Source organism: Clostridium sp. AM49-4BH (genome assembly GCF_003478335.1).
Lineage (GTDB): Bacteria > Bacillota > Clostridia > Lachnospirales > Lachnospiraceae > Butyribacter.
The window spans coordinates 1-12,563 of record NZ_QUFB01000021.1; the positions used below are offsets into that span (position 1 = coordinate 1).

Sequence of the window (12,563 nt, forward strand, 5' to 3'; positions counted from 1 at the left end):
CGTTGGTAATTGATGTAATTTAATAAATAAAGTATAATGTCCATGAGCAATAACCTCGTTTCTTGTTTTGTTGGTTTGGCGATTGACATTATACCAGAAAATAGGGGGGATTGCTCTTTTTGTTTGCAAACTCCCTAAAATAAAGGTTTTAGAACAAAAAAGAGGTAGTCTTTTGACACTACCTCACAATAGGAGGGAAAGAAATATATGAAAGTGAAATTCATTTTTATAGGTGTAGTATGTATGATTTGTCTTGGTGCCGGGATCCTCTGCCGAGATACTATATCACATTCGATATTTAAATCCGGAACGCGAATGTCGGCATGGGATAACATGAAAGTGCAATTTGATCTCAATGATCTGGTTGGACAGAAGGATGACGTTACTGCATCGTGGCAGGATGGTATAAAAGAATACCGTACGAAAAAGGGATTAAAGCATGTGTACGATGAGTATGTAAATGTAGGAGTATTCTATGTGTCCGATGATTTTATAAAAACTTCAGGATCAGCAACAGGACATATGAAGTTGCTTAAGAGCATTAAGAGTGATGGCTCTGTCAAAGAGGGAGAGACGATTTCGGTTACGTATTCCTGTAATTATATTCCAAAAAAAGACAATATATATCAGACAAGTAATATTACCCCTATGATTCGTCAGAATGAATGTTATTTGTTGGTTTACGATAAAATAGTAAATTCAGATATATCAGAAAAGTTTGAGACGCATGGAGCTAAGCTGCCAATAAATTATTCAACAGGCAATAGTGCATCTTGGGATATATCTCCATTGCGGCTTTCTGACAGCCAGACCCTTAAGATCATTGAAAAAGGAAAAGTATATACGTTAGAAGAGTTATCTGATTATGATCTTTTTACATGCGGAACAGGGATCTTACAAGAATGGTATCGCACCAAAGATGCAATCTTGAGATATTACGTGGGAGATAACTATGCAGAACTTGCAGCCAACTGGAAACGAAAGGAGCGTACAGGTAATGAATAAAAAGAAATACAGCAGTATATGGCGGGTATATGTCAGTGAACTTTACCGATTATTTCATAAGCGGAGTTTTTGGCTTGCGTTTATGGTGTTGTTTTTGTATGCTGCGGCAGATTATCTACACACCGCCAGTTGGATAATCCGGGGATTTGTCAAGGAACCGTATGCCGCAAGCGGCTATTTTATGGGAGCATATCAGAGTTTCAATAAATATCAGCCGATATTTATCAAGGTTTTTCCGCTTCTCATGGCATTTCCCTGTGTGTCAGCGTGGTATGAGGAGACGAAAAGAAGCCGCAATGCAGCTTTGGTCATGCAGCGGACGAGCCCGTTCCGTTATCTGTCTGCTAAGGCAATGGCGTACTTTACAGGGAATGCAGTTATGGTGTTTGTGTGTTATGCTTTGAATCTGCTGGCATGTGAGCTGACCTATGGGGAAGCCTATCCGACACCATTTGGGGAAAGATACACGGAATTATATTACATGGATCTGGCAGACAATCATCCGATGCCTCTGATGGGCTATTATGTGACACATACGGTACTCTATCTGTTTGTATTTTGCATAGTGATCGCAGTGTTTGCAGGCGTGCTTGGATTGTTCGCATATGCCTGCAGCCTGTGGCTGACCAGAAGCTTTGCCTTGGTGTTTGTATTATTATATGGATGCTTTTATTTTACGATGCGTTACTCACAGTATATTAAGGGATTCGATCTGAGCTATGTCCTATGTGTTGGCGACCGTTGGAATACAGGGTATACACAAATATTTTTGCTCATAAATATAGGTCTTGTATTATTGTCAGGGATATTGATTGCGGTGAGACGAATCCGGGGATTGGAGATGTACTTTTGAAAAAGAAAATAATTTTTTTGATGATTGCTTCTGTTTTTTTGGCTTTTTTCAATAATCTTACATTTCTGTTTGGAACCTGTTATCCGGGAAATACGACAGATGATATGTTTGTCAGCAGCATCTTTGATTCTATTAAAGTGGTGAAAACACATTCATTGACGCTGGGTATGCAGAATCTGTTTGTATTGATTGTGTTTATTTTTGTCATGCATGATTATCTCAGTAGAGAGATCCTGAATCAGGGAGTCTACGCATTGGTGCGGATGCACAGGCGGACGAAATGGCTTGTCCGCAGGATGGCAGGGTTGGCTGTTATATGCGCAGTCTATATGGGGATTTATTTGACCATTGTTTACGAACTTAGTTCTTACTATGTGCATAAACGACTGGTTATTCCGCATTCCGCAGTGCTGCCGAAAGCATGGCTGGCATTATTTATGATGGTATATTTTGCGGCTGTGTTTACGGTGGTTTCAGATATTCGGATTGGACGGAGTGCTTCCTGTATCGTTGGGGCTGTCGTGTTAGCTGCATTGATCATGATCGGAATGTATGAACCTTACCGGAAATATAAGGATGCCATGTGGATGCTTGCATTAAATCCGGCATGCGCTATGTTTGTTTATACAACGGCAGGGAAAATAGGTTTTTTGAAAATGCTGACTGTGTTTGTGGGAGAGATTACAGCTCTTATTTTAGCCTGTGCCAAGTGGCTGGAGCATATCGATCTTATTAAAATTGAAAGTAAAGGATATTGACGGAGCAGATTGCCGGACAGACAGAAAGGGAGGAACACAAATGGAACGAATTGAGTTGATTCATGTCAATAAAAAACTGGGTGGTAAAGAGGTATTAAAAGGAGTAGATCTGACGCTGGAGGAAGGAAAACTTTATGGAATTATCGGAGAAAACGGAAGTGGTAAGACAATGTTGCTGCGTCTGCTGGCGGGACTGATCCATCCGGATGACGGAGAAGTGCACTACGGCGGCAAGAAAGTGAAGAAACTGACGCAGGTGGTAAATATAGGTTTAAGCATCGAAAATATAGGATTATATGATGATATGACCGTGTATCAGAATATGAAATATTATGCAAAATTAAGCGGTGGATGTGACAAAAAGAAGATAGAAGAGACGCTTCAGAGAATGGGATTAACAGACCGAAAGAACATGAGATTTGCAAAGTTGTCGCTGGGCTTAAAACAGAAGGCAGTGTTAGCGCAGGCAATTCTATCAAGCCCGGACCTTTTGCTGCTTGATGAACCAACGAATGGTTTGGATACGGATGCGAAGGATGCGTTCAAAAAGGTGGTTTTGGAAGAAGTTCAAAGAGGCTGTACGGTTGTGGTGGTCAGTCATGATCATACTTTTGTGGAGCAGGAGGTAGATGGATTGTTTCATATGGAAAATGGTGTGCTTACGGCTAAGGCAGTGTCAATGTGATTGGTAAAATTTTATGAGGGGAGGAGAGAGTGTTTAATTCTTAAGAATTATTAAGATTGTTTGGAACATATTGACGAATCATCTTTTTTTTGATGTACTAAAAGTATAAGAAGTGGACATCTTACATACATTCATTTTGTACTTTATGATCTAATGTTGAAGAGATGATGTGTATGAAAGACCAGTGGAGATAATAAAGTCTAAATGCTATCAAAAGGGGGATTTCGATATGAGAAAACTAGTAAAAAATGTGCTTGCAATGTTAATTGTTGGAGGAACCGCAGTTGTTATGGGGAATGGAACTGCTTCGGCAAGTAACGGCATAGGTATTAACGAACAAAACTTCCCGGATGCACAGATACGTCAAATTGCCGCACAGTACGACAGCAACAAAGATCAAATACTTGACACATCAGAACAGAAAAAACTGACAGAACTGATCGTTATTGAGACAACAGAAAATACAGGAGTTCAGGAAAATGTAATTCGCACTGCCAAAGGCATTACCTCTTTTAAGGGTGTGGAGTATTTTGCAGAACTAAAAAGTATATCAGTTGGTCGAAGTGGAAAACCTCAGTCAAGCTATAAGATTGCAAGTGATCTTTTCCAGTATACCAAACAGGTAAAAACAATTCGAGTTAATTATGCTTATGCAGATCCTGTAGATGCCAGATATAAGGATTCTGATAAACAAATGCTGGCGAAGAATACATCTATTGTTATAGATGATTCTATGCAGTGTGAAAGTTTGTCGTTGGAAGGCGTTCAAGTGCAAAAGATGCAGATTGTCTCAAAGAAGATGAAGAAGCTGTTGATCAAGACTTGTAACCTTCCGGATGAATACACAATAAACACACCAAATCTGCAGACATTGGGCTTAAAGGAAACATATGTCAAGAAGCTGCAGTATGGAAAGATGGATAAACTCAAATATCTGTCACTTGGGCTTAATGTAATTCAAAATGGAAAAGAGAAAGCTTCGCCTGTCACAGTGCTTGATCTGCAGAAAAGCAAGAACATCGCAGAGTTGTCTGTTACCGGTTGCAGAATAAATAAGCTTGATCTGTCATCGGTCAATAAGACACTCCGTTTGGCCAGTGTTACGCAATCTGGGAAATATCCGATCAAGCAGGTCCGCCTCGGCAAAATGGCAGCATTGAAGGGCTTATCTGTTAGTGCTAAATGCGCAGCAATAGATGCCTCTAAATGCAGCCGTCTTAATACATTAGAATGTGCCAGCTATGGGATTTTCAAAGTAAAGCTTCCAAAGTCAATGCAATATCTTACACTCACCAGTCTTGATAAGAAGGGATGTAAATCGCTTAAGTTATCAAATTGCAAGAAGCTGAAAGCGTTGAAAGTAATTGGCTGCAAGAAATTAAAAACAATAAATTTAGCAAAATGCAGCAAGTTGTATTCATTAAAGTTGAAAGGATTAGCGTTAAAACGTCTCACGCTGCCAAATAATAAAAATGGATTAAAAACTTGGCTTAAAAATTATGATTTTGCAGGAGTTTTGGATAAACAGGCAAGACTATTTGAAGATACGGATTATGTTTATGAACCGGCTTCTTCTAATTATAAAATACTTCAAAACACGTCTGTGAAAGTGTTAGACCTCAGCAGATTGACCAAGGTGAAACATGCAAAGACAACTTTAAAGAAAGCCTTTTTGAAGAATAAGAACGTGAAGAAAGTAGTTATATCGCATAGTCATTTACACGCAATGTAATATCTATTACAATCAAATGAGGAGGATTCTTATGAGGAAAAAAATTGCAGGAACTGTGTGTGTAGTATGTTTGGTAGCTTTGGTAGCTCTGTTGGCATTGTGGGTAGCACCTATAATGGTGCAAGTGGATTCTGTAACATAAACAAAGGAAACGTTTTATCGAGAAGCAACAGTATCAGCGCAGAAGGCAGCTATACAAAAACCAGGAGTGATTGATTTTGTTCCATTGAAATCAAAAAGTGTATTACCGTTTTTGAAGACGAAGGCGTGCGTCGCAACTGTTAAAAAAGTAGAAACATTATACAAAAAAGATAGCCAGGAGAATACGTATCAAGCATGTAATCTCGTAGAGCTGAAAGTGGTAAAAAATATTGCTGGTGGTTTTCAGAAAGGTGAGAGTGTATATGTGATAGATTCGGAGATGGCACTATATGCGGAAGATATAGGAAAAGATGGAGTATTTATTCCAGATAAAATGGCATCAGAAATCACTATCTCAGGAGAGAAAGAAACGATACATACAGTTGGTTGTGTAAAAAAATCAGAGTCAAGGATTATGTTGCTTCCTGAGGAAGATAATTATGCGAAAGTCTCGGATTATTGGAAACTAAAGCATTATATGAAGAAAAACAACTATATAAAATAGATAAGTTAAAACCGTGAAATTTTGTAGTCTCTGATGATTGTATTCTCTGCCAAAATGCAGTAAAATAAAAAGGTATCAGGGTGTGAAAATATATTCAAGGAAGGCAGGTAGTAGCAAATGGCAAAAAGCAGACTAATTGGGGATTATCCGGTGATTGGAATTCGTCCGACGATCGATGGACGAAGAGGACCGCTTAAGGTTCGTGAATCTTTGGAAGAACAGACGATGAATATGGCTAAGAGTGCGGCAGAGCTGTTCCGTCAGAATATCCGTTATTCCAATGGAGAACCGGTCAAAGTTATCATTGCGGATACGACAATCGGACGTGTAGCAGAAGCAGCGGCTTGTGCAGATAAGTTCCGTAAAGCAGGTGTGGATATTACATTGACCGTGACACCATGCTGGTGCTATGGATCCGAGACTATGGACATGGACAAAGATACGATTAAGGGTGTATGGGGCTTTAATGGTACAGAGCGTCCGGGAGCAGTATATTTGGCAGCAGTATTGGCAGCACATGCACAGAAAGGTTTGCCGGCATTTGGTATTTATGGCAAAGATGTGCAGGAAGCGGATGCAACGGAGATTCCGGAAGACGTTAAGGAAAAATTACTTCGTTTTGGTCGTGCAGCCGTAGCGGCAGCAACGATGCGAGGCAAATCTTGGCTGCAGATCGGATCGATCTGTATGGGTATTGCAGGATCTATCGTAGACTCCTCCTTTATGGAAGAATATTTAGGAATGCGTGTTGAGTCTGTTGATGAGGTGGAGATCATTCGTCGAATGACAGAAGGTATATACGATGAAGCAGAGTTTGAGAAAGCAATGTCTTGGACAAAGTCTCATTGCCGTGAGGGATGGGATAAGAATCCTGAGATCGTGAAACGAAGCGATGAGCAGAAGGAACGCGATTGGGAATTTGTTGTTAAGATGATGTGCATTATCAAAGATTTAATGAACGGTAATCCAAATCTTCCGAAAGGCAGAGAGGAAGAGATGGTAGGACATAATGCGATCGCAGCAGGTTTTCAGGGTCAGAGACAGTGGACCGACTTTTATCCGAATGGTGATTATGCAGAGGCACTGCTCAATTCCTCCTTTGACTGGAATGGAGCGCGTGAGCCGTATGTTTTAGCAACAGAGAACGATACACTCAACGGTATTGGTATGCTTTTCATGAAACTGCTTACCGGAAGAGCACAGATTTTCGCAGATGTTCGTACTTATTGGAGTCCGGAAGCTGTAAAGAGAACAACCGGCTATGAGTTAGAGGGTATTGCGAAAGAGGCAGGTGGTTTCCTGCATTTGATCAATTCCGGTGCAGCGTGTCTGGATGCTTGTGGTGAAGTGAAAGATGAGAATGGCAATGGTGTCATGAAACCTTTCTGGGAGATGACAGAAGAAGATCAGAAGGCATGTCTGGACGCAACAGAATGGTGCTGTGCTGATTCCGGATATTTCCGTGGAGGCGGTTTCTCCTCCCGTTATTTAACGAGAGCGGAGATGCCTGCTACTATGATCCGTCTCAATATTGTCAAAGGCTTGGGTCCGGTATTACAGATCTGTGAGGGTTATACCGTAAATCTTCCGGATGAAGTATCTGACAAGTTGTGGAAGAGAACAGATTATACATGGCCTTGTACCTGGTTTACACCACGCACAACGGGTCAGGGTGCATTTAAGACAGCTTATGATGTTATGAACAATTGGGGAGCAAATCATGGTGCGATCAGTTATGGACACATTGGTGCGGATCTGATCACATTGGCTTCCATTCTTCGTATTCCGGTATGTATGCACAATGTGCCGGAGGAAGATATTTTCCGACCAGCTGCATGGAATGCATTTGGTATGGATAAAGAGGGTCAGGATTATAGAGCATGCGCAGCTTATGGCCCGCTTTACAAATTATAAAAGATTGGACACAGGGGTGGCTGCATTTAATGTGAGGAAGAGTTTTGTAGTAACTTTTCAGAAGAGCAGAAAGTGTTGCACCTGTGTCAGGTGAGAATATGTAGGAGAAGCGTAGTCGTAGGACTACGCCTCTCCGTTTCTTTTGATGTGCAAAGTTTGAGGCATATAACGTAATGAAAGAGGGGAGAAAAAAATGAGAGATGACATGATCTTGTGTCAGCAGAAAGTAGCAGAGGTTTTGGCACAGGTAAATCAAATTGTAATTGGTAAAGAAGAGTGTGTTCGTAAAGTAATGGCAGCGATCTTGGCTGGAGGACATATTTTATTGGAAGATATACCGGGTGTCGGTAAGACAACGCTTGCGATGGCATTTTCAGAGACAATGGCACTGCAGAATAATCGACTGCAGTTCACGCCGGATGTCATGCCATCCGATCTATTAGGTTTTTCGATGTATCAGAAACAGACGGGAACATTTGAATATCAGACCGGAGCAGTGATGTGCAATTTGTTTTTGGGGGATGAGATCAATCGAACTTCACCGAAGACACAGTCAGCATTATTGGAAGTTATGGAAGAAGGAAATGTGACAGTAGATGGTGTAACACGAAAAGTACCGGAACCGTTTGTGGTCATTGCTACAGAAAATCCGGCGGGAAGTGTTGGAACACAGCTTTTACCGGAGAGCCAGTTGGATCGTTTTATGATTTGTACAAGTCTTGGATATCCATCGTTAGAAAATGAAATTGCAATTGTCAAAGGACGTCAGATTCAAGATGACAAGGCAGCGTTACAGCCGGTAATCAATGCAGAGCAGTTGTTGTATTGCAAAAAATTAGTGGAACAGATTTATATGGCAGACGATATTTATCGTTATTTGTGTGAACTTTGCCAGACAACACGAATCAATCCATTGATCGAGCTGGGAGTCAGCCCACGTGGCAGCGTTGCACTGATGCGTATTTCCAAAGCAATCGCATTTTTACATGGCAGAGATTACGTGATCCCGGGGGATATTGATGAAATCTTTTTGGATGTTGCGGCACATAGGCTCGTGCGAAGCGCTAAAGCAAAGGCGGCAAAGAGATCAGCAGAATCTATTTTGATCGAAGTAATGCAGAACGTGAAAAAGCCGACTGCTGCAAGACGTTAAGAAATGCAGGGGGGTACGGATGAAAAATTTTATTACGGGACTCATTACGGCAGGGGTCGTAGTGTATGTGGCATTGATCTATCATAGTACGGGGATGCTCTATTGTGCAGTATGGATCGTATGCTTTTTGCTGCTTTTGTTAGGTTTTCATTTACTTTTTTTTCGCAAACTTCGGTTTTCTTTTGACAAAATCACAGAAACAGTTGCCTCCGGCGAGCAAATGACATTAGCAGTTTTGGCACAGAATCGCTGCTTTTTGCCATCTGGTCGTATTCGTATTGTCGTAGAGGCATATCACGTGCTGAACGATACGACAGGGGAGATCATTATAGACTGCATGCTTCCGGGAGGTCTGCAGCGCAGATCGGCACAGCCGATACGAATTCGCGGAGAGTGGACGCCTTCATATCCGGGAGGTGTTTATTTTCGGTTGGTATCTGTGAGACATTATGATTACTTTGGATTTACGAGTATCGGTGTGTCGCGTCGCAATCTGGATCAAAGTGAAGTGCTGGCAGTCTTGCCGGTTTATCATGAAATAGGAATATCGGCGGGAGTTAAATATCATACACAGCATTTGGAGCAAGAGGGAGACGACAGTACATCAATGGAAAAGAATCCACCGGAAGTATCAGAGATTCGAGAATACCGTCCGGGAGACCGTATGCACAATATACATTGGAAACTATCGGCGAAGCGGGATGAGATTATGGTGTACGAATTTATTTCTGAGCAGAATATTATGCCGGTTATTTATTTGGCACCGGAAAAAGATGCAGAACAGCTTCTTGCTTATATCACATTTTTGTTTTCACTATCCATTAAGCTGCTGCAAAAAGGCTGTGCACACATTTTGGTGTATTGCCTAGAGGATGCGGTAGGAAGATGCAAAATAAAAGATGAAGGTGATCTGAATGATTGTATTGCGCTGCTGCGTGTAGATATGCTGGTTGGCAGCAGAGATATTGATCAAATGCGAATTGCCTATCAGGATAGATATGGACAATCACAATCGGCAGAGTGGATCTTGTCGGATAAAGTGTGTCAGACATTGGATGGCGAAGAGATTGCAGAATTTGCCTTGGAGCAAGAGGGGAGGAAACGAGATGAGTAAAAGAAGTTTTCTCTCGCAGTTGCTGCTTAGACTGCTTGCTGTTACAGGGTTGTTTTTGATCATGAACGGAACGGTTTGCATGTTGAGCCAAACGTTTGATGCATCGATTCACAGAGAGAGAGCTGTGCTGTTTTTTGGAATCGCAGCCGTGTTAATTACTGTGGTTTCTATGATAGATCGCCGTAAAGCAGCGGTGATCGGTCATATTGCAATATTATGCGTATTGGCTTTGTTTGTCTGGGTAAAATACCGTGCGCTTATGAACAGTGCGATGTATTTTGCAGACAGGGTCAATCAAAGATATTCTGCTTATACAGGCAGTGGGCTGATCGCAGAAAGCTTGCGTAAAGTGAATGGACATGCAGACATGGCGCTTATTTTTGGATGCATCTTGATCGGTTATCTGGCGGCATTTATGATGCTGCAGCTTTCTTGGGAGATATTAGCGTATACGCCGGTTTATCTGGCAATCTCCGGCTGCTTGTGCTGTGGCAGGGCACCGGGCAAAAATACAATCATCCAGTTAATTGCCGGCATGGTAATTTTGTTGTTGTGTAAAATGTTTCGCAGAAAGTCAGGATATATTACCAGTATTCAAGAAAATTTGCGGGATCGTGTCTGGAATATGCTGCGCAGACAATATGAGTATATACGGAAACAGAGCAAGCGTACGAAAACGCGTACCAAAATGGTTCGAATACATTGGCGCAAAATGATGCCGCACAACATCGTGCCTGCGTTAGTTGCTGCCTGTATTTTGCTGGCGGTAAGTATGTGCGTCGGTGGTGTCGTAACACATAAGATTGAGAAACCGGTTTTGAAGCATTCGGCTGTTTTTCAGCGTAAAGAGATGAAGTTGGAGAAGCAGTTGATCGAAAAGATCCAGCAGGCGGCACAGTTTGTGCGTAGCAAAGGTGGCATTGGCGGCGAGGGCATCATGAGCAATACTGCACCGCATTACACCGGCAAAAAGATTATGACGGTCACCTTGGATTTTGAACCGGATAGTGATCTGTATTTTCGCGGTTTTACCGGTGAGACGTATCATAATGGTGTATGGTCTGCGGGAGACGACAAAGAGTTTAAGGAACAGTTTGAAGATGTGCAAACATACCTTTTGGGGCAGAACTATGGAGTTCTGGCAGTGGAGGCTTCCTATTCAAAAAGTCTGCAAAGTGCGATACAGAATGGCGAGATCACAGTGGAATATCATGGAATGTCACCCATTGGCGGCAAAGCGTTTTTGCCGTATTTTGCAAATTTGAAGACGGGGGACAGCAACTCGTCGGACACGGTCGTGAAACTGATCGGAGATGGAGAGATCAAGCGGGCTAAGAAATCCTATACGACAGATTATTATCTAATGTCACAAACGGAGCAGAAATCATATATTTCCTCAATTGATGATCCGAGTTTGTACGAAGACGATTACGATTCGGATGATACGTTAGAGTACAGCAGTATCGAACAGTCTATAGAAAAGAAATATACGGAGTATGCTTCGAGACATTATGGATCCTACAATGCACCGGAGTTAGAAAAATATAAAAAGCTTGTCCAAAAATATTTTAAGGGTTATTATTCAGCGGACCAAGAAGGAGATCTTTTGTGGGCGGTAAATGGTGTTGCAGAGCTTTTGGCGGAAAACACTTCCTATAGCTTGAAGCTTGACAGCGTACCGGCAGGGCAGGACTATGCGGAATACTTTTTGTTTGGACAAAAGAAAGGTTACTGCGAGCATTATGCGACAGCGGCAACGATATTACTTCGTGATCTGGGTGTGCCTGCAAGATATGTATCCGGTTATCGGCTTTCTAAGAAGAGTTTTCATAAAGGGAAAGACGGAAAGTACACAGCGACGGTGATTGATTCTGATGCACATGCCTGGACGGAGACATATGGCGAACACTTTGGATGGATGCCGTGGGATATGACGCCGTCTACGGCAGGGAATGGAGGAGATGACCAATCGGCAGAGGCGACAGCACCGGCAGAAGCGCAGAGTGCCACACCGGAGCCAACGGAGACAGCGGCAGCTATCACACAGGAACCGGATGAAGAGCCGCTTGAGACGCTGGAACCGACACCTGTTCCAACACCAAAGCAGAAAGCGGATGTGTCGGGCGAAAAGAACGCCAAGGATCATCACAATGGACAGAAGCGGTCCGTTCATTTGACAGTACCGCAGATAGTATTGATTTTGCTTGTTTTGCTTGTGATTTTTGTCGTGTTGTGTTTTAGACTGCGGCAGGAAAATCGAAAACATAGGATCGTGACAGCGAGCAGGAAGAAGGGAAAAATTGCGGTTGGACGCAGTATCTCTTATCTGATGGATGCATTGTGGCTTGCCGGAAATGCCGTACCAAAAGGTTCTGGTGAACAGGGGCTGCAGAAGCTTTTAGAAACCAATTTACAGGGAGCAGTTTCGCAAGAGCAGCGGCAATGGTATATCGAGACGATCTGGCGCAGCGGTTATAGTCCCGATGATATATCGCCGGAGGAACAGCAGAAGTTCTGGAAACAGACGAGAGAATACGTACAGGCTATTCGAAACAGTGTCGGTAAATTGCGTAAAGTCCTGTTTCTCTTGATGTTCCCACGTTAACGCTGGTATATTATTTGATGACAAAAGAGCAAAACATATGTTTTGCTCTTTTGTTCTATTCTTTTCAAAAAAAATGTGGTAAAATATCATCGGAGTGT

General features: G+C 42.2%; 10 protein-coding genes. All 10 read left to right on the forward strand.

Annotation, left to right across the window (positions count from 1 at the left end; all coding sequences use genetic code 11):
- Nucleotides 1-207: 207 nt before the first annotated feature.
- The 10 genes from DW981_RS07445 to DW981_RS07490 all read left to right on the forward strand — a co-directional run bounded on the left by DW981_RS07445 (nt 208) and on the right by DW981_RS07490 (nt 12,465).
- On the forward strand, nt 208-1,005 hold the full coding sequence (locus tag DW981_RS07445) for a hypothetical protein (protein ID WP_118507282.1): 798 nt from the start codon (nt 208-210) through the stop codon (nt 1,003-1,005).
- Nucleotides 998-1,858 (forward strand): hypothetical protein, encoded by an 861-nt coding sequence (locus tag DW981_RS07450; RefSeq protein ID WP_118507283.1) that lies wholly within the window; start codon nt 998-1,000, stop codon nt 1,856-1,858. Before DW981_RS07445 ends, DW981_RS07450 begins: the two co-directional genes overlap by 8 nt.
- Nucleotides 1,855-2,616 carry a hypothetical protein gene (locus DW981_RS07455; protein WP_118507284.1) on the forward strand — a complete coding sequence of 254 codons (762 nt, stop codon included), beginning with the start codon at nt 1,855-1,857 and terminating at the stop codon, nt 2,614-2,616. Before DW981_RS07450 ends, DW981_RS07455 begins: the two co-directional genes overlap by 4 nt.
- Before the next feature lie 40 nt (nt 2,617-2,656).
- Complete coding sequence (locus DW981_RS07460) at nt 2,657-3,301, forward strand: ABC transporter ATP-binding protein (protein ID WP_118507285.1); 645 nt, start codon at nt 2,657-2,659, stop codon at nt 3,299-3,301.
- Nucleotides 3,302-3,530: 229 nt separating this feature from the next.
- Nucleotides 3,531-5,033: a hypothetical protein gene (locus DW981_RS07465; RefSeq protein WP_118507286.1), complete on the forward strand. Its 1,503-nt coding sequence runs from the start codon at nt 3,531-3,533 to the stop codon at nt 5,031-5,033.
- 358 nt (nt 5,034-5,391) lie between these two features.
- Nucleotides 5,392-5,679, forward strand: coding sequence for a hypothetical protein (locus tag DW981_RS07470; protein WP_147352625.1), 288 nt, complete (start codon nt 5,392-5,394; stop codon nt 5,677-5,679).
- 117 nt (nt 5,680-5,796) lie between these two features.
- The gene (locus DW981_RS07475; RefSeq protein ID WP_118507288.1) at nt 5,797-7,593 is read left to right on the forward strand and encodes an L-fucose isomerase; all 1,797 of its coding nucleotides are present in this window, start codon (nt 5,797-5,799) and stop codon (nt 7,591-7,593) included.
- Between the two features lie 193 nt (nt 7,594-7,786).
- The gene (locus DW981_RS07480) at nt 7,787-8,746 is read left to right on the forward strand and encodes a MoxR family ATPase (protein ID WP_243034688.1); all 960 of its coding nucleotides are present in this window, start codon (nt 7,787-7,789) and stop codon (nt 8,744-8,746) included.
- A gap of 19 nt (nt 8,747-8,765) precedes the next feature.
- A complete protein-coding gene (locus tag DW981_RS07485) occupies nt 8,766-9,860 on the forward strand; it encodes a DUF58 domain-containing protein (protein WP_118507289.1) in 1,095 nt (364 codons plus the stop codon).
- A complete protein-coding gene (locus DW981_RS07490) occupies nt 9,853-12,465 on the forward strand; it encodes a transglutaminase-like domain-containing protein (RefSeq protein WP_182434188.1) in 2,613 nt (870 codons plus the stop codon). Before DW981_RS07485 ends, DW981_RS07490 begins: the two co-directional genes overlap by 8 nt.
- Nucleotides 12,466-12,563 lie beyond the last annotated feature (98 nt).